Source organism: Arthrobacter sp. GW822-FHT05G07 (assembly GCF_058799755.1).
Genome location: NZ_JBXALT010000009.1, coordinates 65,226 through 92,043, shown reverse-complemented (window position 1 = coordinate 92,043; position 26,818 = coordinate 65,226). Strand labels below are relative to the sequence as shown.

The 26,818-nt window shown below is 59.3% G+C and carries 21 protein-coding genes; 7 read left to right on the top strand and 14 right to left on the bottom strand.

Annotated elements, in window-relative coordinates:
- Positions 1-2 precede the first annotated feature (2 nt).
- Together AC1RJY_RS16240 and AC1RJY_RS16235 are read right to left on the bottom strand one after the other, a co-directional pair.
- Positions 3-2,471 carry a choice-of-anchor L domain-containing protein gene (locus tag AC1RJY_RS16240; RefSeq protein ID WP_498602722.1) on the bottom strand — a complete coding sequence of 823 codons (2,469 nt, stop codon included), beginning with the start codon at positions 2,469-2,471 and terminating at the stop codon, positions 3-5.
- Positions 2,472-2,845: 374 nt separating this feature from the next.
- Positions 2,846-4,351 (bottom strand): hypothetical protein, encoded by a 1,506-nt coding sequence (locus tag AC1RJY_RS16235; RefSeq protein WP_498602721.1) that lies wholly within the window; start codon positions 4,349-4,351, stop codon positions 2,846-2,848.
- 159 nt (positions 4,352-4,510) lie between these two features.
- Here AC1RJY_RS16235 and AC1RJY_RS16230 point away from each other — a divergent pair, with 159 nt between their 5' ends.
- Both AC1RJY_RS16230 and AC1RJY_RS16225 read left to right on the top strand, forming a co-directional pair.
- Positions 4,511-5,701: an S-layer homology domain-containing protein gene (locus tag AC1RJY_RS16230; RefSeq protein ID WP_498602720.1), complete on the top strand. Its 1,191-nt coding sequence runs from the start codon at positions 4,511-4,513 to the stop codon at positions 5,699-5,701.
- Between the two features lie 297 nt (positions 5,702-5,998).
- The gene (locus AC1RJY_RS16225; protein ID WP_238324365.1) at positions 5,999-6,577 is read left to right on the top strand and encodes a hypothetical protein; all 579 of its coding nucleotides are present in this window, start codon (positions 5,999-6,001) and stop codon (positions 6,575-6,577) included.
- 58 nt (positions 6,578-6,635) lie between these two features.
- Here the strand turns inward: AC1RJY_RS16225 and AC1RJY_RS16220 are convergent, their stop codons facing one another.
- Together AC1RJY_RS16220 and AC1RJY_RS16215 are read right to left on the bottom strand one after the other, a co-directional pair.
- Positions 6,636-8,147 carry a GmrSD restriction endonuclease domain-containing protein gene (locus AC1RJY_RS16220; RefSeq protein WP_498602719.1) on the bottom strand — a complete coding sequence of 504 codons (1,512 nt, stop codon included), beginning with the start codon at positions 8,145-8,147 and terminating at the stop codon, positions 6,636-6,638.
- Positions 8,148-8,275: 128 nt separating this feature from the next.
- Positions 8,276-10,435, bottom strand: a complete 2,160-nt coding sequence (locus AC1RJY_RS16215) for an S-layer homology domain-containing protein (RefSeq protein WP_011775835.1) — start codon at positions 10,433-10,435, stop codon at positions 8,276-8,278.
- A gap of 296 nt (positions 10,436-10,731) precedes the next feature.
- On the opposite strand from AC1RJY_RS16215, the gene AC1RJY_RS16210 reads away from it, so the two are divergent.
- Positions 10,732-13,440, top strand: a complete 2,709-nt coding sequence (locus AC1RJY_RS16210) for a S8 family serine peptidase (RefSeq protein ID WP_498602801.1) — start codon at positions 10,732-10,734, stop codon at positions 13,438-13,440.
- A gap of 230 nt (positions 13,441-13,670) precedes the next feature.
- Here the strand turns inward: AC1RJY_RS16210 and AC1RJY_RS16205 are convergent, their stop codons facing one another.
- From AC1RJY_RS16205 to AC1RJY_RS16190, 4 genes are all read right to left on the bottom strand, one after another.
- Complete coding sequence (locus AC1RJY_RS16205) at positions 13,671-14,678, bottom strand: PASTA domain-containing protein (RefSeq protein ID WP_498602718.1); 1,008 nt, start codon at positions 14,676-14,678, stop codon at positions 13,671-13,673.
- A gap of 250 nt (positions 14,679-14,928) precedes the next feature.
- The gene (locus AC1RJY_RS16200) at positions 14,929-15,678 is read right to left on the bottom strand and encodes a hypothetical protein (RefSeq protein WP_143711649.1); all 750 of its coding nucleotides are present in this window, start codon (positions 15,676-15,678) and stop codon (positions 14,929-14,931) included.
- A 66-nt stretch (positions 15,679-15,744) separates the two neighbouring features.
- Entirely contained in the window at positions 15,745-16,830 is a 1,086-nt protein-coding gene (locus AC1RJY_RS16195; RefSeq protein ID WP_498602717.1) for a hypothetical protein, read from the bottom strand.
- A gap of 431 nt (positions 16,831-17,261) precedes the next feature.
- Entirely contained in the window at positions 17,262-17,420 is a 159-nt protein-coding gene (locus tag AC1RJY_RS16190; protein WP_498602716.1) for a hypothetical protein, read from the bottom strand.
- A gap of 228 nt (positions 17,421-17,648) precedes the next feature.
- Here AC1RJY_RS16190 and AC1RJY_RS16185 point away from each other — a divergent pair, with 228 nt between their 5' ends.
- Positions 17,649-19,112 (top strand): protein adenylyltransferase SelO, encoded by a 1,464-nt coding sequence (locus AC1RJY_RS16185; protein WP_498602715.1) that lies wholly within the window; start codon positions 17,649-17,651, stop codon positions 19,110-19,112.
- Positions 19,113-19,511: 399 nt separating this feature from the next.
- Here the strand turns inward: AC1RJY_RS16185 and AC1RJY_RS16180 are convergent, their stop codons facing one another.
- From AC1RJY_RS16180 to AC1RJY_RS16165, 4 genes are all read right to left on the bottom strand, one after another.
- Positions 19,512-19,919 (bottom strand): MarR family winged helix-turn-helix transcriptional regulator, encoded by a 408-nt coding sequence (locus AC1RJY_RS16180; RefSeq protein ID WP_014922573.1) that lies wholly within the window; start codon positions 19,917-19,919, stop codon positions 19,512-19,514.
- Between the two features lie 165 nt (positions 19,920-20,084).
- On the bottom strand, positions 20,085-21,305 hold the full coding sequence (locus tag AC1RJY_RS16175; RefSeq protein WP_498602714.1) for an FG-GAP repeat domain-containing protein: 1,221 nt from the start codon (positions 21,303-21,305) through the stop codon (positions 20,085-20,087).
- 109 nt (positions 21,306-21,414) lie between these two features.
- A complete protein-coding gene (locus tag AC1RJY_RS16170; protein WP_011775827.1) occupies positions 21,415-21,927 on the bottom strand; it encodes a hypothetical protein in 513 nt (170 codons plus the stop codon).
- 127 nt (positions 21,928-22,054) lie between these two features.
- Complete coding sequence (locus tag AC1RJY_RS16165) at positions 22,055-22,636, bottom strand: DUF1349 domain-containing protein (RefSeq protein ID WP_498602713.1); 582 nt, start codon at positions 22,634-22,636, stop codon at positions 22,055-22,057.
- A 245-nt stretch (positions 22,637-22,881) separates the two neighbouring features.
- On the opposite strand from AC1RJY_RS16165, the gene AC1RJY_RS16160 reads away from it, so the two are divergent.
- Positions 22,882-23,832, top strand: coding sequence for an Ltp family lipoprotein (locus AC1RJY_RS16160; protein WP_498602712.1), 951 nt, complete (start codon positions 22,882-22,884; stop codon positions 23,830-23,832).
- 171 nt (positions 23,833-24,003) lie between these two features.
- The gene (locus tag AC1RJY_RS16155) at positions 24,004-24,423 is read left to right on the top strand and encodes a GNAT family N-acetyltransferase (protein WP_498602711.1); all 420 of its coding nucleotides are present in this window, start codon (positions 24,004-24,006) and stop codon (positions 24,421-24,423) included.
- Between the two features lie 198 nt (positions 24,424-24,621).
- Here the strand turns inward: AC1RJY_RS16155 and AC1RJY_RS16150 are convergent, their stop codons facing one another.
- Complete coding sequence (locus AC1RJY_RS16150) at positions 24,622-25,065, bottom strand: peptidase inhibitor family I36 protein (protein ID WP_014922567.1); 444 nt, start codon at positions 25,063-25,065, stop codon at positions 24,622-24,624.
- A 202-nt stretch (positions 25,066-25,267) separates the two neighbouring features.
- Here AC1RJY_RS16150 and AC1RJY_RS16145 point away from each other — a divergent pair, with 202 nt between their 5' ends.
- Positions 25,268-25,627: an iron chaperone gene (locus tag AC1RJY_RS16145; RefSeq protein ID WP_498602710.1), complete on the top strand. Its 360-nt coding sequence runs from the start codon at positions 25,268-25,270 to the stop codon at positions 25,625-25,627.
- A gap of 48 nt (positions 25,628-25,675) precedes the next feature.
- Here AC1RJY_RS16145 and AC1RJY_RS16140 read toward each other — a convergent pair whose 3' ends face one another.
- Positions 25,676-26,695 carry a hypothetical protein gene (locus tag AC1RJY_RS16140; RefSeq protein WP_286139783.1) on the bottom strand — a complete coding sequence of 340 codons (1,020 nt, stop codon included), beginning with the start codon at positions 26,693-26,695 and terminating at the stop codon, positions 25,676-25,678.
- Positions 26,696-26,818 lie beyond the last annotated feature (123 nt).

Here is a 26,818-nt window from a genome sequence, read left to right as displayed (position 1 = left end):
CGCTAGTCAGACCAGATACCTCCGTCGAGCAGCGCAACTGCGCTGTCGAGGATGCCGTCGCTGGTGTCCGCAACAGCAATTTCCACGGTGACAGGGACGCCTGGTTGCACAGGAACGGAGCACGTGAGGGCGGTGGTCATTCCGTCCATGGCGGTGTTGAATCCGCTTGCTCCGGCGGTGTTGTCGAGGTAATAGTTTTGGTTCGTGTGATCGTTGACGTTGTTTACGCTGATCGGGGTTTGTGTCCCCGGTACCAAAGCGCAGTTGGTGCCGTTGACAAAAACGCCCATGACGTCGTTGTAATTGCTGCCTACATACTCCGGGTATTCTTCGCTGGCGAAGAAATACCGAACGTGGAGGGTGTCACCGGACGGAACAACTTTTGCCCAATACGAGGCTGCATCGAACGTGGGCAGACCTCCAATGAATTCGGACAATGTCGTGTTACCAGGGGTTCCCAAATCGCTGGATGCCTCCTGTCCAGGTGTTCCCACAGAGTTCTGCATGTTGCCTGTTGACAGGATCCACGCAGCTCCACCGGGGCCGTAGTCAGTGGCCCGGCCCCACTGGGATGAGTCTCCGGCTCCGCCGTCTTCCTGTACGGCGATGCCGTCGCCAAAGACTTCCTCGGTGACGTCGTCCACAGGCGGGGTGACGGGCTTGCAGAGGTCGCCTTGCCATAGGACAAGGTTCTTGGTGAGTTCCTTCTTCCACTCGTCTGTCAGCTTCATGCCAAAGACCTCTACGCCGGCAATCACGCCTATCCGCCCTGCCAGTCCCACCTCGTGGGCGCACGTTTCAGGCCCGGTGGCATACTTTGCATAAGCGTCGAAGCCACCCGTGAGGCCCGCAATTCCGTACAACTTGGCAGTCAGTGTGGGGCCGATGGTTACAGAAGACTCGCTGGTCAACTGCGGTCCTTGGAACGTTGCCTCAGCGTTGCCGCCGTACTCAGCTACAGGCTGGAAGTTGCCGTCCTTATAGGACATACCAACCGTGGTGGTCGCAGATGCCGCCGCCGTGACGAACGTATCTGCCGTCCATTCGCTCTTGGCCTTGAGATCAATGGAGGAAATGAACTGGATTTCCACAGGTACAGGTCCCACTTGGACGTGAGCCCAGGTGTTGACGGTTCCCAGGTTCTTCTCGGCCGTTCCGGTCAAAGTACCCGTTGCCCTGGCTGTCGTTTCAGCGGACAAGCCCGTGTCCAGTGTGAACTTAGCCTGCTTAAGTGAGGCCCAGTGGATATCTACTTCCGCGTTGACATCGGAACTGACGCCGAATTCGCTGCTGAGTGCCAGCGTGCCGGTGCCCTCTACATCCACCGTCTTCCACGCTGTACCGGTTACGGATTTACTCAGGGTGTCGGAGAACTTGAAGGTCTTTTCGAAAATGGGCAGGGACACATCACTGGCTGTGGCCAGTTCATCTGCCGGGATTCGCCCGCCATTGCGGTTGAAAGGAGCAGCGGATGCCTGGGCGTTGTCGATCACTTCGACGCCGTCGGCGGGAAGGAACTCTTGCTTAACGATGGTGGTGGTTGGCGTCACCAGGCCGTTGGTGTCGTAGATGGCGTCAGGCAGAGTGGCCTGCTGAACAACGGCTGATTGTTTGCCGTCGGGGGCATTAGTCACCTGCTGGACCCGAACCAGCATCCCGTCAGGGGTGAATTCAGAGAATCCGGATACAAGTACGTTTCCGGGATCGATATCCGGGGCACCCGCTCCTACGGAGTTGAAAGTGATGGTGGTATCGCCCTGAACGTACTTCTGTGCCAACGCGGCGCTGTCAATGATGAGCGTATCCGGCGAAGTGACCACGCCATCCTCGGCTGGTGGCAAAGACAAACGGTAAAGATAGGCCGCCATGGCATCACGATTGATGGGCGAAAGGGGACGGTAGGAAGCAGTACCGTCTCCGTTGTCCCAACCCGTGGCGATTCCCTTCGCATGGAGCCAGGAAATCTCAGTGTAGAACTGAGTGGTGCTGCTGATGTCAGAGAACGGAGGCGTTATTGGCGCTTGGAAATCAGGCTTATTTTCAAAGCGATAGAGGAAGGCCGCCATCGCATCCCGGTTAATCGCGGATGTGGGCCGGTACTCCCGTTTGCCGTTTCCCACGTCCCAGCCAGTGGAGATTTGTTGCTGATGCAGCCAAGCCATTTCCTTGTAATGCTGCTGGCCCGGACTGACGTCTTGGAACGGAGAGGTGCCGGGAGCCGTGAACTCAGGGCTGCCTGCAAGCCGGTAGAGGAATGCCGCCATGGCGTCACGGTTGATGGCAGTGAGGGGGCGGTATGTTCCATCGGACCAGCCGGTGGAGATTCCCTCATTTGCCAGCCACGACATTTCTTTGGCAAACATCATGCCTGCGGGTACATCGGTGAAAGTAACGGCCTTTTCGGTTTCACCAGCGGCGGTAGCTGCTGTCTGGCCCGTGAGGACCAACGAAGCACAGAAAAAACCAACCATAACGGTACGGCTGGATCGGGAAAAGCGTTGCCTTTTTTGATACCCCGCAGGGGGTATGGGCATGGTGGGGTCAGGCGATCTGCTCAAGGGGCGCTCTCTCATAAAACGTCATGTGCCCGTCACCAATTGCCTCACTGGTGATGGACCTGGGTGCGAACGGAAATTTATGTGTTGCTTTAGTTGCAATACTGAGCTATTGCGGTGGGTTGGAATCAGCGTCTTTTCACGGGATGTGTAAATCTGCTGGTGCGGTGATCATAAAGGCTTTTTAGTAAATAAGTCCATCAGTTCGGCGGATGTGAATTTCCAGCAGCCGGCAAGGTGGCGGGTCAGCCCGGGCATGCCCTGCGTCCGTTTCCGCTACGCGGCTTGAGTCACGGAAGCTTGAACCCGGAGAGGACGCCCTCCTGGGCGAGGACGGCAACGCCGTCGTCCGCCGTGGGGATGTCGCGGAGTGTGCCCGTGGTCAGCGCTGGGACGGCCTTTGCATTCCTATCGCAGGGAAACAGCATTGACCCCCCGGTCCCCAGGTTTCCTTCGGGTTGAACGGGGAAAGGTGCGTCGGCTGGCAGAGGGTACTTGGCCGCTTCCGAGCAAAGGAACACGTCATCGCTCGTCGCCGCCCGGCTCGCTCCGCTGAGGGTGTCCACCATGGTCATGCCATCAGGGCCGCCGGTCAGCACCACGTCTCCCCGGCTCGGTGAAGGAAGCAACAAATCTGCTGCTGCCTTGATGGGCGTGGATGTGGTCTGCCACTTTGCCTCGCCTGAGACCGGGTCATAGCCCACGAGCTTGCCTTCAGCATTTTGGTAAGTTCCGCCTGGCACAGCCATGGTTCCTTGGTTGTATTCGCAGCGAACGGGGAACGCATTGCCATCCATAAGCTTGGTTTCGGTCTTTCCCACACCGCTGGAACACCATTTTTCGGAACCCTCAACTGTCCAAAGTTTCTCCCCGGTAGAGGCACGGAAACCTACAGTCTTAAGTTTGGTCAGGTCTACAGTAAAGGTTTGTTCCATGAGTCTGACGTAGTCAGTTTCCGTGGTGGGATTGATGCCTACAGAACCGATGTAGAGGTCTAGTTTTTTGGAGTATTCAAAAGACCATCCGAGGTTGGTAGTTGCTCCTGGTCCGAAGAGGGGCTCAACGTCAGCCTCCCAAAGCTTGTTGCCGGCGGATACTCTGGCGAGCCGTTCTTTGCCGCCTTCCACCACGGAATAAAGTCCGTCGCCCACCAATCTGAAATTGCCGGTAAGGGGATTCACCTCCGGACCCGTCGAATCCGCGCCCGTACTCAAGTTAACTCTGTGCTGTGTTGTCAGGCGGGTTTGGGCGTTCAACGACGTGAAGCACATGTCCTTCTCATCGTCGCAGGCGGCCGGACGGGACTCGACCAGCTGCGGGTCTCCCCGGTAAAGCTCTTTGCCGCTTTTCAAGTCGACGGCCACCGGAGCGGTCCACCACGACGTGCCGCCGCTAGTGCTTGGGGCAGCGGACTCCTGCAAGAACACTGCGACGCTTTCGCCTGTGGAGGTCTTGGTTACGGCAGGAGCCAGACTAACGCCGGGGGCTCCAACGCCGGGATGAACCGCTTGGGTCCATAATTCCTTCCCGTCAGTGACGGAGACGGCGTGGGCAGTCACACCGCTGGCAGTCTTTGCGTAGACCAGCGCGACGCCCTCGGTCACTTCTGGTTGGGCGATAGGGCTGAGGGCTACTTCCCAGATCGCAGCGGCGCTTGTAGTGCTCCGGTCCAGCACATTGGTGGACGGAGAAGGAGTCCCGCTAGAGGCAGGAACAGTGCATGCCCCCAGGGTTAGTGACACCCCGACGGCTACGACGGCGAGTGCAGCAGATTTTTGGCGCGTAGGCCCATTCACGGCAGACGTCCGTGAGTACATTGATTCCCCCAAGATGCGTTTACGTCCAATACGGTCAGTTAGCGGCCGTCAAAGCAAGAATACTCGTAAGCATGCTTCCTTCCGATATATTAAATTTGTTGCGGCTCCGTTGCCGTGCTTTGTAAAAATGGGGATTTCATGAAAACAGTTTTCCGTCATAGCCGCGGGGTAACCAAGCGGGCTCTGACAGCCGTAGTCGTTCTGAGTTTCGGGCTTTTACTCGGCGTGCTCCACGCGCCAACGCAAGCGAGCGCTTCTTCCACTGCTAATGCCGTTACAGATCTAAACCTGCTTTACTCGAACCGCCCATCGGTTAGGGCAATGTTTGATGGCATCAACAAGTACCGCAAAGCAAATGGTCTGAGCCCGGCTGTGCTGACGCTTGCCGGGACGGATCAGTCACAGGGATGGACAAATGATTGGCAGCGTCAGGGGATCCGGCCTGCTGACACAACGGATGATTTGCCGGGCCTCCGCTGGGCAGGCTACTTGTCGTATGCCTGCATGAGCGGTCAAGAGTCCGAGGCCGTTAAAGCCTGGATTGAGTACAACGGTGACTCCATGAAAGGGGCATCGCCCGAGTCCGCTTACGCTTTGGGGGTAGGGGTGGCCCCCGGTTTGCATGGAAGCCTCAGGATGCAGGTGGTTGGTTACGAATTCACCGGTTCTGCTCCGTCAACGGTCTTCACCACAGTGGATGAGTATTTCGCCTATGTCGATGCCGCCAATGCATTCACTGCGCCCGCTGCTTCCCCGTTTCAGGACATCAAAACCGACCAGCAATTTTACAAAGAAATGACATGGCTTTCCGCAAAGAGTATCTCGGCGGGCTGGAAGGAGAACGACGGATCTTCCACGTATCGACCGCTCACGTCGGTCAGCCGTGAGGCAATGGCTGCGTTTATCTACCGGATGGCCGGCTCACCTCCATGGACACCACCTCAGACTTCCGCCTATGTGGACGTTCCGACCAGCCACCCGTTCTACAAGGAGATTGCGTGGCTTGCCATGTCCGGCATTTCAACCGGATGGGAGAATCAGGACGGCAGCAGCAGCTTCCGGCCAGGCCTACCTATTTCCCGTGACGCGATGGCTGCGTTCCTTTACCGGGCATCAGGCTATCCGGCCTACACTCCGCCGGCCGTGTCCCCTTTCCAAGACGTAGCCCCGCAACAACAGTTCTACAAGGAGATGGCTTGGCTGTCCGCACGCGGCATTTCGACGGGTTGGACGGAAAACACCGGGCAGCGGACATATCGTCCCCTGACTTTGATCACGCGTGATGCAATGGCGGCGTTTCTTTATCGAATCGCGGACAAGGCCCGCTAAGGCGTCGCAGCCGTCTGTCACGCAGCCCAAGTCGTCGTGTCCTGCCCTGAAGCAGTGGTGCCGGGGCCATAATCTGAAGCAGTGGGTGACTTCGGAGGAGGCGCTGTGAGTAAACGATCAGTTGTGCGGGGGTCGGGCGGCACCAAGGTCGGGGGTATTTGCTTGGCTGTCGCAGCTCTTTTGACATCATGTACACCAGGCCCGGCTCCCTCAGCTCAGGAATCCACGAAGGCAGCATTGGTTGCTCCGAGCACAACAGCAACCACGGAACCTAAGAGCGCCACTACCAAACCTAGCGTGCCCAGTGCCACCTACAGCGGCGTTGCATGGGATGTGGCTTTCTCCTTCGACTACCCGGCTGCGTGGACAGTGACAGACTCCGGGGCGGCGAAAAAGCTCCAAGGCGGACCCTTCGTCATCTCAGATGAGGCAGGAGTGGAGGTCGCCTCGCTCGCAGTCTTGCCGGTTCTATCGGTTGATCCATGCACGGGGGTTTGCGGTGATGTGGCGGTTTCATACCTTGCGGAAGTCCCTGGGCAAGGATCACTGAACGGTACGTCGTATTCTGTTCAGACCAAGGCGATGGACCTCACAACCCGCAAGGATCTTCAGCAGGCCAACCGCTGGAGGGACAATGTCCGGCTGATTACTGGGGTTGCGGGCAAGCCCGCAACGCAGGCTGAGGAGGATCCCTTTCACTTCACAACCTGGGCCGGCATTCAGACCACGTCAGCCAGCGACTCAACCCGTCCGATAATCTTCGGCGCCTACCGATATTTCGGAACGCTGACCGAGGCGAAGGCCTACACCGCGTCAAGGGAGCACTTGCAATTGCAAAACATGATGAGTTCACTTCAGGCCAAACCGGCTACTTGACCTGAACACGAAAAGCGGGTCCGGCTCATAATGAGCCGGACCCGCCGTCGTCCTTCCGCTACGGGTGACCCGGGCGGGTCTCGCAGGCGATGCGGTCGCCGTCGCTGTCAAGACCTGCCACGTCGCCGTACCACGGGAAGTAGTAGTTGAACCAGTCCTGGGCCTGACGCCAGGTGGCAAAGTCCGTGCAGTTCTTGGTGTTACCCGGATTTGCCGGTGGCTGCGGTGTTACTGGCGGCGGAGGCGTAACCGGGGGCTGCGGCGTCACAGGTGGCGGGGGAGGCGAACAGTTGCTGCCCGTGATCCCGCCGGTTCCGCCATTGACGAACCGGTACATGAAAGCGGCCATGGCATCACGTGCCACTGGCTGGACCGGGTTGTAGGCGCGGCAGCCATAGCCGATGTCCCAACCTGTGGAGATGCCCTTGGATGCCAGCCAGGTGATCTGTTGGTAGAACTGGCTTCCAACCTGGACGTCCACGAACGGCGAGGTGCCCGGTGCCGAGAACGCGGGATTGCCGCCGAACCGGTAGAGGAAGGCAGCCATGGCGTCACGATTGACTGCGCTGAGCGGACGGTAGGTCTTGGTACCGTCCTGCTCCGTCCACCCCGTGGAGATGCCGCTTGCTGCCAGCCAGGTGATTTCCTTATAGAACTGGCTTGATGGGGTGATGTCGGAGAAGGGGGATGTTGCCGGGGGAGTGAAGGCCGGCTTGCCGGCGAGGCGATACAGGAAAGCGGCCATGGCATCGCGATTCACGGCGTTCAGCGGCCGATAAGTCCGGCTACCGTCCGATTCCACCCAACCGGTGGAGATGCCCTGCGAAGCAAGCCAGGAGATTTCCACGTTGAATTGCGTTGATCCATTGACGTCGCTGAAGGTGATGGGGCCCGGATCAACGGGGGTGGGTTCAACAGCGATGGTTGGTATGGGGACCAAGCTGGTCCCGCAGCCACCCTGCAGCGTGGACGAAATCGCCGCGGATTCAGCCGGATCAACGGCCAACTGCCAGCGGTACTTCACCAGCACCCAGTCCGTGATGTATTCGCACGCGGTTCCGGTCAGGGGAGGCATCCATTCGGCGGGATCGCGGTCGCTCTTGGACTGGTTGACGTTGTCCGTCACGGCCTCCAGGGCTACGTCCAACGTGAGGTCGTTGGCGTAGTTGCGCCGCTGTTCAGCGGTCCAGGCGCTAGCGCCGGAACCCCAGGCTTCGGCGAGTGGGACCAGATGGTCTATGTCGACGTCGGACGCGTTTGTCCAGGTGCCGCCGTCGTACCAGGAGTTCCACTGGCCCGTGGCTACGGTGCAGCCCGAGCCGAAGGTCACAGGCGTCAGCGACTCCTGCTGCAGCACCTCCGAGCGTGTGTCGCAGCCGTCGCTGTCGGCATCTATCCAATGCTGAAAGAGCTCGCGGTCGTAGCCGGTGTTCGTTTCAGAGGTGACAGTCAATGACGAGAAGAGAGTTGAAACGCTGGCCGTCTCTGAGGCCATCGCGGTTTGCGGCGTGAAGACAGCCGCCGACGCGGTCAGCGAAAGAATCGCCAACCACGAAAGTGCCTTGGGCATCTGGGTTCCCCATATTCGATTTTGTGCGCTCTGAGCAGCGCATTCTCTGGGATGCTACCTGCGGAAACGGACAATGAGGTGACCTTATGACCGTGGCGGGCGCATAGTTTCCCTAAAAGTGATAACGGTCAGCTGCTCCCGAATTTGGTGTTGTAGCGGAACATGAACGCTGCCATTGCGTCTCGGTTTACGGGCAGCAATGGTTTGAAGGATTTGGTGTTGCCTGCTTCGGCCCAACCTGTGGAGATGCCTTGAGCTGCGAGCCACGTGATTTCCTTATAGAACTTCGCACCCACCGGCACGTCAACAAATGGCGAAACCTCTGGTGCCGTAAAGTCCGGCTCGCCCGCCAAGCGGTACATGAAGGCAGCCATGGCATCACGGTTCACGGGCTGTAGTGGCCGGTAGGTCTTGGTCTTGTCCGCCTCGTCCCAACCTGTAGAGATGCCCTTGTCAGCGAGCCAAGTGATCTCCTTGTAGAACTGTGCTCCAACTGGTAGGTCCTTGAACGGGGAAGCGCCGGGCGCGGCGAAGTCAGGTTTCCCTGAAAGCCGGTACATGAAGGCAGCCATGGCGTCGCGATTTACGGGGCTTAAGGGTTTGTAGGTTCTGGTCCCGTTCGCTTCCCAGCCTGTGGAGATACCTTTGCTTGCGAGCCAGAGGATTTCCTTCTCGAACTGGGCATTCAGCGGGACGTCGTCGAATGCTTGCGTGCCTTGGGTGGCAGTTGCGTAGCTGAGCGTCCCGACGTCGGTGTTCCGGCCTGGTGTTGTGGAAACAGACCTGGCGTTGGTTTCGGAGAGCACATTGCCGGAGAAGACTGGGCCAGTGCCACCTTCAGGTGCAGCCGAAACGAAGTAGTTGCCTGTGCTCAGGCCGGTGACTTTGAAGGTTCCGTCACCCTGGGTGTTGGCTTGGCGGGTCACCAGTGTGCCGTCTTTCGTGTACACACGGATCGGTGTGTTGGTCAGCGGGGCGCCGCCGGGCCCGAGGATCTTGCCCGAGAGGGTTCCACCCACCCGTGACGTTGGGTTGATGTTGTTGAGGGTCTGCCCTCCCGCTACTGTCACCGACGTCGCGCTTCCCAAGCCGGAGCTCTCTGGAAGATTGTTGTAATACTGCCCTTCCTGAGCAGTAGCAAAGCCGCTGGAGCGGTTGAACTGGACTTTGTAGGTTCCCGGGAAAAGGTTGGCCACCATAAACGTTTGGGGCCCTGTGGAGAAACCGCCTTGGACAATGGTCCCATCGGCCGTGACGACCTGAACGTCCGTGTTGGATGCCCCGGAAGCATGGGAACCTGTGATCGTGGCTGCCGGAACTGCCGTGTCCGTCGGACCGGTTAGACGTTCGCCTGCGGCCACTGTGATGGTGGGCGACGCCGCTGCAGTGGGCAGCCCGCCGTGCCACATGGAGGCAATCTTGATATCGCTGGCATGGAAGAACAGTTTGTATGTTCCGGCCTCAAGTCCGCCTATGCTGTAGACCCCGTTTTCAACGTACACCGCGGAAACTACTTGGAGATCATAGCTCGACTTCGCCTCCGCGAATATGGAAAAAGGTACTGCATCAGCGGGGAGTGCGAGGCGACCGGATATTATCGCGGCCGGCTGCAGAATTTGGTTGATCCCTGTGACGATGTCTCCTTGGGCCACGGAGATCTTCTGCGCTTGCTCGTGGTCCTTAACTCCTGGGTAGTAGGCCTGAAGCACCGGGATCGGTTGAACCGACGTGCTGAAGTTCAGCGTGTAGTCGCCGGGGGTCAACGGGCCCACATCGTAGGAACCGTCCGGAGAAACAGCCACGCCCTCGTGATACGAGTCTGAGCTAACACCCACGTACATGTCAGAAGCCTTGGTTCCAGCGGGAACCGAGACTTTGCCTTGAATACGCGCACCCGTGAACATTTGCTGGTCGATACTCGTAACGGCCGTACCCGCGGCGACGACAACCGGCGTCGATTCCGCATAGACGGCAGAGCCGTAGTACGTGCTGTATACGTGTCTAGGGCTTGCATCCTCGTAGAAATACACGCTGTATTCACCGGCTTGGAGCCCTACAATCGTGAACTGCCCGCTGGGATTCACTTGAATGGTTCGGTAGGTTGGTCCACCGGCGGTTACAAGGATGTTATTCACGTCCACACCTGCCGGGACCGTGACTGTTCCTGAGATGCTCCCGGTGGCTGCCGCGAAAGCGGGGGGTGCGAACCCGCCGGGCAGTGTGGCCAGAAGAATGCTTGCCACCAGTATTAGAGCGAGCCTGATACGGCCTCGCGATTTTGCCCTCATGGGTCCCCATTTTCCGTGCGATTGAAGGGCCTCGACACATCGGGCCCGAGGTGATCATAAGGGAACTGCATGGAGTTATCCGAACGCCTTCCGCCACACTCCAACGGCAGTTCCCAGGTGATTCGCGGAAAATTCTACTTGTTGGCTAAACTCTAGCTGGCCGTTGACTCGCGGCCCTATTTCCGCGCTCTCTGGGGGCGTTTGAGCAGAGGGCGATCGTAGTGAAAAACCAGCCAAGAGCAAGTGCGCGCTCCCGTCTGATGTTTGCCGGCATTATCGCAATGGTGGGTGCGTCCATGCCAGCGATTCCCGCCGTCGCTGATGACGCTCAGCTACGCGGTGCTGCACCTCTGGCGATGTCTGCTGGGTCTGAACCAATTCCCACCGACCAGTTCATAGTGAAGTTCAAGGAACGCGCCGGGATTCAGTCTCTGGACCGTCAATCCGCGCTGGGCCGTGCCAGCAACGCTTTGGGCGTGGCGGTCACGGCGCTGCGGACAACTGCCACCGGCCAGGAGGTCCTCAAGACCAGCAGGAGGCTTGACGCAGACGAGAGTACGGAACTGGTCGCAGCCCTGGCCTCGGACCCGAACGTGGAGTATGCCGAGCCGGACGCCATCATGCGCCCTTTCGCAGTAGCGCCGGATGACAAGTTCTACAACCTTCAATGGCCGCACATCCCGCAGACCGGCGGCATGAATGTACTCAAGGCATGGGACGTCAGCCAAGGTGAAGGATCAGTAGTTGCCGTCATCGACTCGGGGATCATTAGCCACTCGGACCTGAACGCGAACATCTTGCCGGGCTATGACATGTTGAGTTTCCCGGCGATGGCTAAGGACGGGGACGGGCGGGATCCAAACCCTCGCGATGAAGGCGATGCCAACAGTTACGGCCAATGTGGCGCGGGCACGCCTGCGGCGGGCGACTCCTGGCACGGTACGCACACCGCTGGGATCATCTCCGCAGTGGCCGGGAACGGAATAGGCGTAGCCGGCGTGGCTCCAAAGGCCAAGGTAGTCCCCATCCGGGCTCTGGGCGTGTGTGGTGGATATTCGTCAGACGTTGCCGACGCCGTCATCTGGGCCGCAGGCGGAGCCGTTCCCGGCGTACCCACTAACGCTAATCCTGCACGGGCCATCAACATCAGCCTTGGTGGCCGCGGACAGTGCACCTCTCTTTATCAGGACGCTTTCGACTTCGCCCGGAGCAAGGGAGTGTCTGTTGTCATCTCAGCGGGCAACGAGAGGATCAACGCCTCGGAGGTCCAGCCGGCAAACTGCAAGAGTGTCCTCGTTGTTGGTGCCAGCACACGCAATGGAAGCAAAGCCTGGTACTCCAACTTCGGGGTAAACGTTGACGTCGTTGCGCCCGGGGGATACATGTTCGGTCAGGCACTCAATGGTGTGGTGTCCACGCAGCACTCAAACGATTACTTCTTCAAGCAGGGAACCTCAATGTCTGCCCCGCATGTAGCTGCGGTGGCAGCGATGATGTACTCCAAGCTGCCCGCTTTGACTCCTGACGAGGTGGAACAGAAGTTGAAGGCAACGGCGCGGCCTGTGAGCGATTGCCCGGGCGGATGCGGCGGAGGCTTGGTGGACGCCGGGGCGGCCCTTGCCAACGTGGCAGCGGACGCAGCCCCGATGGTCCCGGGCACGCCAACGATTTCCGGCGAGGCGGCAGTCGGCGGAACTCTGACCATGTCGCCCGGAACATGGGGGCCAGCTGGTTACGTCGTCACCGAACAGCGGTGGAATCGAAATGACGTTGCCACCAATTTCACCGGTACGCAGTACGTCCTGGGACCCGAAGACCTGGGTACCACCATCACGGTGACGGTGACGGGCAAGAAGGCAAAGCAACCCAACGTTTCGGTGACCTCGGCGCCTACCCAGCCCGTGGCGATAGGGAAACTGACGGCTGATGAGCCCGTCATCGAGGGCACCCCATATGTCGGGGGCGTGCTGACGGCAGACACGGGCGCATGGGCGCCCGCACCGGTGGAGCTCGCTGTGGAGTGGCTACGCGACGGAGCACCCATTCAGGGCGCTACCGGCCAGACGCACACAGCCACTGAATCGGACCTGGGCAAGGCGATCACCCTCAGGGTTTCCGGCTCAAAGCCTGGCTACCAGCCGCAGTCACTGGTCAGTAAGCCTACTGGCCTGGTGGTGGCTGCGGACAAGGCAGTGACTCCGGAGCCTGTGGTCTTTACGGACGCTCCGTACACGGAAGACGACACTTACGTCATTCCTGACGTGGTCGGCATTAACTACGTTGTCGACGGCGGGACGGTTGCCTCCGGGAATCATCCGGCCACCGGGCGGGTCACGGTCACGGCGGTTGCCAAGGACGGCTACGTGCTGCTTCCGGGTGCCACAGCCTGGACGGAACGGTTCAGCGCCAAGGGCCCGGACTTCGTGCCGCCCACTGAGTCACCGTTCAAGGACGTGCTGACCACCCAGCAGTTCTACAGGGAAATGGCGTGGCTGGCGGATAAGCGCATATCCACAGGTTGGGTAGAGGCGGACAAAACGCTCACCTATAGGCCGTTGACGCCCATCAACCGTGATGCCATGGCTGCATTCCTGTATCGCCTGTCGGGTTCGCCGGCGTACACCCCGCCGGCCAACTCGCCGTTCAAGGATGTCCTGACCACCCAGCAGTTCTATAAGGAAATGGCGTGGCTGGCAGACCAGAAGATTTCCTCCGGCTGGACGGAAAGCGATGGGTCTCGGACCTACAGGCCTCTAACGCCGATTAACCGCGATGCCATGGCTGCGTTCCTTTACCGCTTGTCGGGATCGCCTCAGATAGACAACATGGACCTGATGCCCTTCAAGGACGTGGTCCCGGGCCAGCAGTTCTCTTATGAAATGGCATGGATGTCAGAGATGGAAATCTCGTCGGGCTGGATTGACACGGATGGAAGCCGGGTCTACAAGCCAATCACGCCCATCAACCGCGACGCGATGGCGGCTTTCCTTTACCGCATGCCCTAGTTAAATACGGGGGAGTGTGGAGTAGGGGCGACTCGGAAGGTGTCCTGCAACCCACGGGCGGACGGATGGTTCCAGCGGGATTTGGCCTCGGCCGTCGCGGATCACCAAAACCACTGTGCTTATCGCAGCGGTCACGGAAATTAAGCCCATAAGGACCAGGGCAATAACCAAAGCCAGAGACATCGCCATACCTCTAGCTCTAATTTTACTGCTCTGGCCCGGATCGGGGGCTAGCCCAGCTTCGACCAAGTTCCGCAATTACTGGATTTGAAGCCTTCCCCGGCTGAAACTAGCACCGTTACGCCGTCGGGAGCGAAATCGACGAAGTCGTTAGCAATGATGTCGCCTCCACCGGAGTTGCGGGACCAATAGCACCCTTTGACGCCAGGATTTGTTTTCCAGGTTCCGGGCTCCATGGTCTGGCCGACGGTCCAGGTTCCGTCGACGATCCTGGGGTTGCTGACTGTGCTGCGCAGGGCTGGCGCGTGCGGGGCATCGGGGCAGATGGTTAGGGCCACCTCGGCTTCAGCCTGACTCTCTACAGTGGTTGCCTGGTTGGTGTAGGCGCTGTCGAGCTTTGCGCAAAGGTTCATGATCCTTTCGAGCGTGGAGCCCGGGTTCAGGATGGTCACCCCTTTGGCCGCAACAGTGTCCACGAGTTTAAGTTCGGTTGGCAACAGATCGGTCTCGCTCGATGGTGAGATCCCGAGAATCTTTATGGTGCATGCGGTCCCCCCGTCCTTGTAATTGATGCCAACCCAAACATCCTTGAACGTCTTGTATTCGCGGCTTTGGCCTACTCCACCGCACGTGTACGTGTAGCGTGTGGCAATTTTTGCCTCGGCGTCAGCGACTTCAGCGGCCGCTGTCCTCGCCTTCGCGCCTGCAAGGAAGTCCTTTTCCGTGGTGTTGACTCTGACGTCGACGTATTCATTGCCTGAGAAGCTGCCCGCAGCGGGTGAGGTGGAAATTGTGAGTACGCCTTCATCCGGAACAGTCTCCCGTTGCCACGGAATCCCCTCGGAATCGACGATGCGCGCTCGGTAGTCGAGCTTTTCCAGCTCGGACTCAGCTTCCAAATACGTCTTCCCGACGAGGTTGGGGACGATCGCCCGGTGCGTTGCCGTGGGTGATGATTTTGCTGACGCTACAGCCGAGGATGATTGCGTCTCACCTTCTCCACAACCGGTGAGTGCGACCACTAATACTGCCAAGAGGGCAGGGATACGGAGCTTCATGTCCCCCAAGTTTCGTTCAAGGTGCGGTGATAATGCCCGCTTATTCTGGGCGGGCAGGTAATGGCACAACCATAACGGCCGAGCCCCTCTGCCGGGAATTGACGCACCGAAACGGATATAAGCGGGTCTACCAGGTCGAATAGGCAAAGTAGCGGCACTAGCAGGGCAAGGCGACGGGTTACGTCCGGGAGCGCCAACGCATGATGTCGTGTCGTGTCGGCGTCGTCGAAGTCGGAGGAAAAGCCTCTGTCTACGCCATATTTTCGAGAGCTACTCGGACTCTTCTCTTTATCAACGAAGGGTCTTTCTGAAGGAACTCTCGATCTACGGGTGGCCACCCAGCTGGCAGCTCCCAATCACCATTGCCAGCGATATTGACGGCAGCCTTCCATATAACTGGCTGAGTAAGAACGAGTTGTGTAACCCCACCACCAACTGGATATTGCTCATTGGGTGGCATCTTTGTGTCATGATCGATCGCAGGAACTATTTTCGTAGCCCGATCCGTACCTCTCAACTGGATCAGGTCGACGGCGTTACTGAGTGCATCAAAATCTGACCATGCTTTACCCTTTGCAATCACCTGGGGACTGATCCTATATCGGTCAAACTCAGCGTGTCTGGCTGCTCTTCTCTCAGCAGAGACGAATGGGCGCATCCGGTCCTCTGCTTCGGTCGACGCGGGCGGGCCCACCCTGCCCCCAGAATTCAGCGTAGTGCCGGCCAGCACCACATCGCCGACAGCCGGCATTTCTTGAAGAAACATCACGGTAAATCCGTCTGCTAACCGTCCAGGATGAAAGCCGAGCCAACTTTCAAGTTTGGCGTTGTCACCTCCGATGATGGGAATCGCCAAACTATTAAAAGTGGTGAAGAATCCACCAAGACTATCCCTGTCTCCGACATTGTATTTGAACATTTCGACTGCTTCCTGTGTTGAAACTCTTTGGAGAAGTATAAGCGGCATGCGGCGGTAAGGGTTGATGCTTGTACTTGTCATTAATTTGTGTTGTAAAATTCATCAACTTCGGAATGAACAGCATGTTTTTTTAGTGATAGTTCCACATCAGGAATTGAGCCGCGGTTGCCGCACGCTGCCGGCCTTCCGGGACCAGATGAGGAGGACGGCCGAGCCAACCGGGGCGAGGAAAGCGGACATCGCAACCAACTGGAGGCCGACTACGGATGCTGCAAGCCCCATCAAAGCGACCACGGCGATTCGGCCAAAACGACCGGCCACCACCAGTCGTCCCAACGGAAGTGCGATGGCGAAACCCATGAGCGTTGCTGCAACAAGGATGGCATTCCACTGCGAAGCGTGGCCCGCCCCGAGGAACTGCGCGAACCCCTGTACCGCCATGGATGCGCATCCAAGAAGGACGGCCCACGGCGTGGTTGACCCTAGCCGTGGTGCCAGCACCCGCCCGGCAAGTATTAGCAGGGGGATGCTTGCGAATGCACCGTAGGCCAGTCCAAGGTTCATGGCGTGGGTGGAGTCAGTGACCATGGGCGCCCACGTACTTCCCGTGACGGCAAAGACGGCGCACGCCAGCCCGACTACGAGCAACGCCAGCGCCGCACCGCCCACAGCACGAGGGCTGGGTGCGACTACTTGACGGCGGATCACGTGCGTTGGCGCCGCAGCTACTGCTGCGGCCGGACGTCGCTGCCGTAGGGCCACAATAAGCAGCACGACGGCGCCCAACGTGCCCATCATGGGTGGCATCAGCATGAGTGCCCCCAGAGCAAGCGCCATAGGTGCGGCCAGGAGAACGGCTAGCGTGACGCGGATGGGAAGCGACCGCCGGCTGGCCAGCAGGGCGTCTAACGGAACTGCCAGGCACGCGGTCCCGGCAATCCAGCCCAGGATCATGAACAGCAGCGTCGAGGATCCGAACCAGCTAAAGCCCTGATTCATGTCAGCTTCGTCGAAGCCCACAGACCAACTCGCTGCGGCGGTCACAGCCAGAGCCCAGGCCGGCACCGCACTTATCGCAGTGAAGCGGGCGACGCCGGCGGGCAGGCGACCGTTCAGTCGCAGAAGCACGACGGCGGCAAGGCTCGCCGTGAGCGGGCCGATGAAGCCCGTCAGTACGAGGTGGGCAGATCCTGTCCACGGGAGATGGAAAGTGTTACTGAAAAAGAGGACCATGCCGCCCAAGAACGCGAGCAAAGATGCAGCTGCGCACCCAACGGCCCAACCTCTGGTTGCTGAAAATCGGCGCGCTTGCGCAATTGAACCCACATATCGCCTAACTTTTTGGCGGAAACCGCCCCCAATTGATCTCCTGCCAAAAGGCAGTGATTCACATGCTAGCCGGAAAGCGAGGTAGGAGCCTTTGTGCTCTAACGGCTTAGCGGCACACAGCCGGAATTTCATCCAGCGAGCGAATTTCGGCATTGCCTCTGCCGCCGGGTTGATATTCGCACCACTCCTCAGTGAAAGCTTGAGCATGCCTACGGTCAGTTGCGCGTTAGATAGGGGATCCCATACCGGGCATGTCGAACCTCCCTGAACAATGGAGCTTGGGGGTCAGGACTTGCTTACCTGTTTTAGGCGGTGGGCGGTAATACGGCGGCGGTTCAACCGTCCTCTGACCGCGCTGTCCTCTTCAGCTCAGCGATCCGCAGCCGTAAGAAGATGATGGCCAAGACCAAGGCATAGACAGCCAGGCCGGCCACCGCGATCGTGAAAACAGCGTACAGAATCCCCATGATTCCGAAGGCCGGACTTAAATTCATTGGTCCCCCCAAGAGTCGTTGGGTCCCTATGCTACGCAACAACGGGCCATTCTCTAGGACGCGGGAAGTGTGCCGGATTCGTTGATGAGCGCGCCAAACGACTCCGTGCTCATCTGTTCCGCGACCAAGACGTCCATCTCGGCTTGAGCTCGGGGAGTAGCGCACGAAGGTCCCGCAACGGATGTCATCGTCATTTCGCCCCGGCAACGGCATCTATATCCTTGATAGATGAGTGAAGTTGCGCATTCCACCGTCGCCTTTGAAGGGCATTTCGCCAGGGAGCTCCCGGAGCTGGCTATTCCTTGGCGGGCGGAGGAAGCTCCTGGTCCGCAGCTTTTGACGCTCAACCAGCCACTCGCCGTCGAACTTGGTTTTGATCCTGATTTTCTCCGGAGCCCGGAGGGCGTGCGGCTGCTGGTCGGCAATGCCTTGCCGGAAGAGGCAACTCCGGTAGCCCAGGGCTACTCCGGTCACCAGTTCGGCTGGTACTCACCGCGGTTGGGGGATGGGCGCGCCCTTCTGCTGGGTGAGATCGCCGGCGCTGACGGGAAGCTTCGCGACGTTCATCTCAAGGGATCGGGGCGGACGCCTTTTGCCAGGAACGGTGACGGTCTGGCGGCGGTTGGTCCCATGATGCGGGAGTACATCGTGAGTGAGTCGATGCATGCCCTGAACATTTCCACCACCAGGTCGCTCGCGGTTGTGGCCACCGGGCGTCAGGTTCAGCGGGAGACCCTCCTGCCGGGGGCCGTTCTGACCCGGGTTGCCGGCAGTCATCTGCGGGTGGGCAGCTTCCAGTACGCCAGGGCTTCCAACGACATGGACCTGCTTCGTCGGCTTGCTGACCATGCGATCGAACGCCACCACCCGTCGTCGGCCGGTGAAAGCAACCGCTACCTTGCGCTCCTCAAGGGCGTCATCTCAGTCCAGGCGAAACTTGTGGCGCAGTGGATGCTGGTGGGCTTCGTGCACGGTGTCATGAATACGGACAATATGACGGTGTCCGGCGAAACCATCGACTACGGTCCGTGCGCTTTCATGGAGGGTTTCGATCCGGGAGCCGTGTACAGCTCCATTGATGAAATGGGACGTTACGCCTACCGTAGCCAGCCTGTGGTTGCGGAGTGGAACCTTGCCCGTTTCGCCGAATCAATTGCCGCTTTGATCCACGAGGATGAGGAGCAGGCGGTGGCCCTGGCTGTTGAGGCGCTCAATGGATTCCGCCAGGAGTACAGCGCCGCGTGGTTCAGCGGCATGCAAGCCAAGCTTGGGCTGCCTGAGGGAATTGACGACGGCGTTGCCTCGCCTTTGGTGGATGACCTCCTGCAGCTGGTTCAGGAGACGCGCGCGGACTACACCTCGTTTTTCCGAAGCCTCGGAAAAGCGGCCCGCGGGGAGGTCGAACCCGCGCGCAGCCAAATCCTGGATCTGGCCGCGTTCGATTCGTGGTTGGAACGCTGGCAGGCACTTAATCCGGATGCCGATGCCATGGACCAGGTCAACCCGATCTATGTTCCACGGAACCACTTGGTGGAGGAAGCCCTTGCTTCCGCAACTGAAGGGGACATAGGTCCGGCTGAGCGGTTGCTGGCCGCTGTATCCGACCCGTACAGCGAACGTCCTGGCTTGGAAAAGTATGCCGAGCCTGCGCCGGAGAGCTTCGGACCCTACCGGACCTTCTGCGGCACGTAAAGCTGCTGGCGGGTAAAGCCGCCGGCCAGCGAGCCAGCCGTGCCGGGCTGGTCGCCGGCCGGTTGGCCTAGCTCCAGACGGCCCGAACAACCATGTCCGCACCTGCAGACAAATGATTTCCTGTGTGTCCTGCATCCAGTACGCACAAGTCTTCTGTGCCGGAGGTGCTTGTTGATATGAGGCATTCTGCTGCCTTGAAACTTAGGAGTTCCACTGGCAGGCTGTCGCCTATTTTGAGTTCACTCATGATGCCCTTTTGCTGGTCCGGGTATCTTCTAAAGTGTCTCTAGCCCGGTTGGTGGGGGAGAGAACTTTCCCCTTGGAACGCCGGACTTCATCAGCGGATAACACCATACTGCCCTGATGGGCGGACATTCGTCTACGCGGGATGAGTCACGATCAGTTGAACTTTGTGTGGCGCACGATTGCCAGCAGCGCTTCCCGGAGGTCCTCCGAGTCGAGATCGATGGCCGACAGCACGGTGTTCTCTTGGCGGTGGGATTGCTCCAGCAGCGTCAGACCCACGTCGGTAATGAATATCAGCTGGCTTCGTCGGTCGAATCGATTGGGCTGACGGCGGATGTAACCCCGCGATTCCAGCCTGGTGAGCAGCGGGCCCATGGTTTGGGCTTGGACGCGGACGCTCCGGGCAAGTTCCCCGGGCGTGATGGGCCCTGCCGCTGCCAAGGCGTCAAGGGTGAGTACCGCCGGATAGGTCAACCCCAGAGGGCGTAGTTTGTCGTTCCACGCCAGCTCCACGAGCCGCGCAGCTGTGGACAGCAGCCGGCTGGTTGGCCATCGCTCCATATCAGGCATTCTGGCACCCCCATGCTTTCCGAAATAGTCAGCTTCCTTACTAAGGCTACATCAGCTGCTCTTCGGTGACGCTTGGGGCACTGCACTGGCCGGTTTCGCAGTAAGGCGGAGTCGCCGGACATAGTGCGATGATCTCAGCGTCCCGCGCCTTACGTTTTAGATGAGACTGCTGAAGATGTCCCATCCGTTGCCGATCTGGCCTTGCTTGAACAGCGAGTAGCGTCCGTCAATGCCGATGTTGTCGTAGCGAAAGAGATCTCCGTCGTGGGTATAGGCGATGAGCTCACTGCTGGAAATGTTGTACGACTTCTCGGAGGGGCCGGCGCTGCTGATCTCGGCCATTTCGTCCCAACCGTGGCCTACCAACGATGGTCCGGCCCAACCGCCATATCCGTCAGAGGGGTACTGGTAGAGGAAGCCACTGCGATCGCGGGCGAAAATGTCCGCTGTCCCATCACCGGTGGAATCGCCGGCTGCAATGATTTTGTCGAAGACTTGCCAGCCGGCTCCTACTTGTGAATGCGCGAGCCAGCCGCCGTCGCCGCTACCCGGGTAAAGATGCAGGTTTCCCGAACGGTCACGCGCTAGGACGTCGTTGAGGCCGTCACCGTCCAAATCCCCAGGCCCAACGATCGAATCGAAGATGCCCCAGCCGGAACCAACCTGTTTGGGTGGGAGCCAGCCTCCCTCACCGTCGCCGGGGTAGAGATGTAGGTTACCGGCGCTGTCCCGTCCCAATATGTCGTTATGCCCGTCTCCATCAAAGTCACCGGGGGAGAAGACGATATCGAAGATGTTCCACCCCGTTCCTACCACCCTGGGTTCATCCCAGGAGCTGGGGAACTGGAGGAGCTCCATGCCAGGCCCCCAGTAAACCCAGTGCGGCTCGTACGTCCGGGGGTAGAGGACAAGGTCCCCGCCGTCGGTTCGGCCCAGCAGTTCAAAGTTCCCCCGGCCTGTCCAGCCCATGGCCCGGCTGGATGCTTCGATGGGACGCGTCACTCTGCTGTAGAAGACCTGTGGTACCGCACATTGGGTGTGGACGTTCATGGAGATACGCTTACCCCGGTCCTCGGGGATGAGTTTCAGGAATTCCCCTTGCCGCTCGGCTGGTAGGGGAACGCCATTACTGAGCCATTCAAGAACAAACCCGTTCGGGGCTTCCTCAGTTTTGCACTTCTGAAACTGTGTTATCCCCAAGGTCAGCTCGGACCCCACAAAGGGCAAGCCCACTATGGGCGGTATGTACGACGATGCCTGTGGCGCGGACTCGACGCCGTCTTTAGCTACGGCCGGCGGTAACCCAGCCACCGTTGAACTCAACAACACCGCGGCAAGAACAGCCGATTTCACTGCAAGTGCACGAAAAGTTCCCATGATCCCCCAAGCCCCACCCATTTCAAGCGCTAATTTGAGCCGAGCCTAGCATTCATGTTGGGCAGATTTTGATGCCTCGGTTCCACGAAAAACGGGTCGTGAGGGATTGTCAGGAGAGCTCAAACGCAGGACGACCGCCGCCCCGCTCGGCGCTGTGCACATGCAGGGCGTGGCGCATGGCTTGGCGGTTGTCTTCGGCGAATTGAGGGTGGCCGGCCACACGGTAGAGGTCCGCTGCCCACTGAAATTCATCCGCGGCGGCACGGAAACGGGCTTCGTCGAAAAGCCGCCGCCCGATGTGGTGGCGAACGTAGGCCTCCTCTTCCGGTGACTGGACTGTTCGGAGTGCTTTTTCGTGGAGAACTGCGGCGTCGTGCCAGCGGTATTGGCGTTGATTGATCTGGGCCAGGACCAGCAACAGCTCTCGGCGGTCAGGTGTATGAGGCAGCAACTTGAAGCCTTCGTCCAGGGCTTCAGTGTCCCGGCCAAGTAGCGCTAGATACCTGACGCGCTCCACCGGAGGGCACTCGCCTGCCAACGCAGCTTCCAGGGCTTTGCGGTTGATCACCACGTCGCGGAACGTCGCAGGATCAGTACGCCAAAGACTTGCAGTATCTTCCACCGTGATGTGCCCCCCATAGGCTTGTTATGGAGCCAACTGAGTCGCAGCACTGCCAATCGCAGGCTGCCGGAACTTCCATAATCTCATGAACGCTTGGGCCCGCAAGCTCGCTCCGCTGGGGCTGGCATCAGTGAAGCTGGCTGTCGGCTGGCGTAGCCCGCCAGGAGTGAAAAGGGACGGTCAACCCTGCACGTGTTGGCGCGCAGGTGAACGGCCCGGCGACGGTCACCAGGTCAGGTGCCAAGGGCACAACACGTACTAGCCGGAGTTCGTCGCTGCCCGATGCGGCCCTTATGGTGAGGGCGTCGCCGGAACGGCTGACCCTCATGCGGACCCGCCCGCCGTTCCAATCCGGAACAGGGGCCAAGGACCAGTCCGAGAAGCGGTTGGTGACCACCGCGCCCACTTGAGCGGCGCCGTCGGCGAATTCGACGCCCGCCTTGATCCAGTGCTCGGCGCTGATGCGGACAAAGATGCCCGCTTGGTCGAACTGTTGGGAAAACGCGGCGGTGAACTCAACCTCCATCGCGCTGTCCTGCGGGAAGGGGGCGAGCAGCGCGTGCTCGGTGTCGTGGATGAATCCGTAGGACGTGACGCGCCAAGCGTCACTGCTTTCGGCTGCAGTCACCAGGAGGTCACCTGCCTGCTCGACGACGGCGGCCGGCTGGTTTGTCCACTCGCCGCGGTTCCAGGGGATATCGGTAATCACAGGACTCCTCAAATGTTTCGGTATGCATGCAGCTGCGTTGTTTCAGGCATCCGGTGTTTGGATCAGGGTAATCGACTATGGCGTTGTAGCCCTTGAACAGCGGGACTTCGATGCGCGTTTGATGTGGCCCGTGGGGACCGTCTTACGGGCGCGAAAATGCGGATGCCCCTGACGAGGTTCTCGTAACCCTCCAATCCGGGGACCACTTGGAGATTCACCGCTGATCAGGGCGGCAGATAAATGACATGGAGTCCGGCCAGCTGTCCCGGTCGCATACAATGCTGACAAATATCGAACTCATGGGGGAACAATTGAATAAGTTTTTTCCGGCCACCATCACTGTCGCCGTCCTAGCATTGACCGGTTGTGGCGGCGGAGGCTCCGAGGCCCCAGCGGAACCCACTCCAGAAACCACCAGGGCTGTCTTTTCGGCCGATCAGACCTGCGACCAGCTCTTCGACAAGGGTGACGAAGGTCGAATGTTCGGAGCGGTAGCCTTCTTGCAAAACCTACCTGACCCTGTCACTGAGAACGACCAAACCAAGGCAAAAACTATTGTCGCTGACCTTGAGTACGTGGCTGGCACCGCCAACGATGAGATGAAACCTCTCATCATTGACATGGCTAAAACGCTGGACGGCTTTGCCTCAGCTGAGGGCGCCAAAGTGCACGTCAACGTTGATTCCTTCAAATCGGCCGGAAGCAAACTTATCGACCTGTGCCCAACTCAGGCGGAAGCCTATGGGGATGAAAAATTGAAGAAAGAAGCTGCGGTCAAAGCAAAGGCCGACGCAGATGCAGCGGCCAAGACCAAAGCTGAAGCCGACGCCGCGGCCAAGGCCAAAGCGGCCGCCGATGCCGCAGCCGCTAAAGCTGCCGCCGATGCTGAAGCCGCTGCCAAGGCTGGAACGGTCAGCCAGCAGAACGCTCGGGGGAAAGCTGCAAGCTACCTCAAGTTCTCTGCATTCTCGCGCACCGGCCTCATCGGACAACTGGAGTACAACAAGTTCTCAACTGCAGATGCAACGTGGGCGGTTGACACCATGAAAGTCGACTGGAACGAGCAAGCAGCCAAGAAAGCCGCGAGCTACCTGAAATTCAGCTCCTTCTCGCGTTCCGGGCTTGTCGACCAGCTAATCTACAACGGCTTCACTCCTGAGCAAGCCGAGTACGGCGTGAGCACTACCGGGCTTTAGCGATACGACCCAGTTGTGGCTGTGCCGGCCGATGCTGGAACTGGGCCAACCGAAGTAGCGATGTTCGAAACTGTTCCCCAGCACGCTAAGGGATAACCGGGTTCTGTGGGGCGTCCTGCGGGGGACCGGCCTACGCGCAACGTAAAGGCTTATGGCTGCGAAGATCGACACATGGATTACGTGATCACCGCTGAGATACCCACCGCTGACGAGCTCATCGAGTTGTATGGCTCGGTGGAATGGACCGCCTATACCGACGACCATGCAGCTCTTGTCGCCGCCGTTGATGGTTCGTTCTGCGTCCTAACAGCGAGAAACGCAGTAGGTAAGTTGGTCGGGCTAGCGCGGACAGTTTCTGATGGTTACACGATCGCCTATATCCAGGACATCCTGGTGTCGGCAGAGCACCAACGACTGGGAATCGGCGGAGCACTGCTGGACGAATTGCTGCACCGAACCGAGCGGATCAGACAGGTAGTCCTGCTCACGGATGCTGAGCACGCACAGCGCGCCTTTTACGAGTCCCGAAAATTTACAGAGGCACACGACTTTGCCCCGCACCAGCTTCGGTCTTTTGTTCGTTTTCGTTGATCTCTTAGCGGATTACAGCGTGCCGACATTGGGTGTTCTAGTTCCAAGAAAATGGGACGTCAGGTTGTGTTTGGGACTGGCATCGGCGCCGTATCGAAGCGAGGGTCTGGCGGGCTCAGGTCCGACAACCCGCCACGCCCAAGCCATCAAATTGGGGTGCTTCCTTTTGAAGACGTCCCTGATCTTTTCGTCGGCCGGCTATGCCCAGGATTGATCCCGGTTGATGCATGCGCCTTCGATGTAAATTGAGGTCACCCGGTTCTTCATGCCCATTGAAGCCAAGTTGACGCGTTCTCCACCGTAGGTAGCCCATGCCTCGCCCGTGCAGTTGGGTCCGTCGTAGATGTTGGCTCCGCCTGGGGTGTTGTTGATGAGTGACGCTGCGTTGTTGTTGACTTGGACTCCCCAGCCGTTCGCGCCGGCGGGGCCATCGGTGAAGAGCTCGTTGCTCAGGCCGGCATCACTGTATGCGAAGTCAGCCCGTGCTCCTTCAAAGTTACTGTTGAAGTACAGGCACACACGGTTTGCCGGGCAGGCTTTGCCCGTACCCGAGGCATTAGCCGCAGGTACCCCCGCTAGCAGGGACGTTGCAGCGAGTCCTAGCAGAGCGCCGGCGCTTGCGATCTTTGAGGCGAGTTTCATGGTTCTTGCTCCTTATCGGGAATGTAGGTGGCCGTCCGGTTTCGCGGAAGCGTGTCTGCGTATCTTCGCGCACGGCTGAGGTGTTCGCGATGGGGTGAACTACCCACGATGTCTGCTCAGCGCTGATGAGTATGGGGCCAACAAGTCCGGGGGGGTAAGTGCGGCTGTAATAGGATCGGCCTTGCGGCGAAAGGGAGACCACATGACAGCGGGTTCCATCCTCGAGTACATCGAGCAGTACGACGGTGAGGTACGGGAACGGCTGATGAGCGTGTACAAACTGATCCGGTCGGCGGTACCCGATGAAGCTGAAGAATCGATCAGTTGGCGCATGCCGACGTTCAAGCTCGGGACCGAGCCTTTGTTCTTCTTCACAGCAACAAAGAAACACATCGGTTTCTACCCGACCCCGGACGCGATGGAGCACTTCTCGACAGAGTTGGCTGGCTACGGAACCACTGACCACCTTGTTCAACTGCGCCACGACGCCCCGCTGCCCCTCGAGCTCATCCGCGAGATGATCGCGTGGCGGCTGCAGCAGCTGCCTTCTGACGCGGTCTAGATACCCGGCAAACCCTGTACGGGTCTGCCGGGCATCGTGCCTGGGCGGCTACTCCGCATACTGGATGCTGGTCAGGAGGGCCTTAAGGTTCCTGTATTGCTCGGTTTCCATCCACGCTTCAGCATCTTCCGCGGACATTGATACGTCGATGTGTGCAGTCGCAGAGGCTGCTCCGTTGCCCATGATGAGGAAGCTGGAGGCTGAGGTGCTGTCGGGGCCTTCAGTCATGAGAGGCTCTGCCACTACACCCATGAAGTACCGGGTCTCTGTGGTGTCGAAGGGGTATTCATCCCTGAAGAAGGCGAAGTGGGAGGCTCCGTATCGGCTGTCGAAGGCGGTGAGCTTCTGTGAGTCGAGGATGGTGCGGTTCACCGGTCCGCCCACCACACCACCGCCTGCACCGCTGTAGATGCGCGCTACATTGTCGCCGGTCTCGTCGTAGACCTGGGCTACGACAAAGTGATCATCGTCAGCGTAGTGGTCCTCTCCGAATACGGGTTCTTCTTCAGTTTGTGCCGTCCAACCTGCCGGCAGCAGGAAGGAAATGTGCCCGTCGGGGAACGTGAACAAGCCGATCTGCGGGTAGCTTGGCGAGACGTGCGGCGTTGAAGGTTCGGCGGGGGTGATCGGTGTTATCTCAGGTGCGGTGGGGGTGCTTACCGGCGGAACGCTCGACGGCGGAATGGTTGCGGGCGGTGGCGAAGCGAGGGGCGGAGCGGGAACAACAGGGTCGATCGCCACGGCAGGCGCAGTAGGTGCTGCCGGAGCCGGAGCGGTTTCTTCCTGCACGGGAATGGGAGCAACCGGTGCCGCCACAACGGGTACCGAAACATTGACCAATGCCGGTTCACTTAGCTGTGGCGGAGTGCCTTGTTCAGAAGCCGGGGCAGCGAGTGTTTCTTCCAATGGTGCTGCGGGGGACAGGGCAAGGGTGTTGGCTTCTTCTGTTGCAGATGTGAATGAACTACTGGCTACCGGGGTGGATGATGCGCAGGCGGCGAGTGTGAGTGCCAGGGTCAGCGTTACCAGGGTGGCGTACTTGGCATTTCCGGATCGGCGGTACTTCATTTTGGGTTCCTTCCCCCACGGAGTTATTGAGCAGAACTGGGTGCTCATACATGTTGTTTCCGGCAAGGGACCATTGATTACACGCGAGGCCAAGAATCTTTGGGAAGAGCGTGCTTCCCTTCT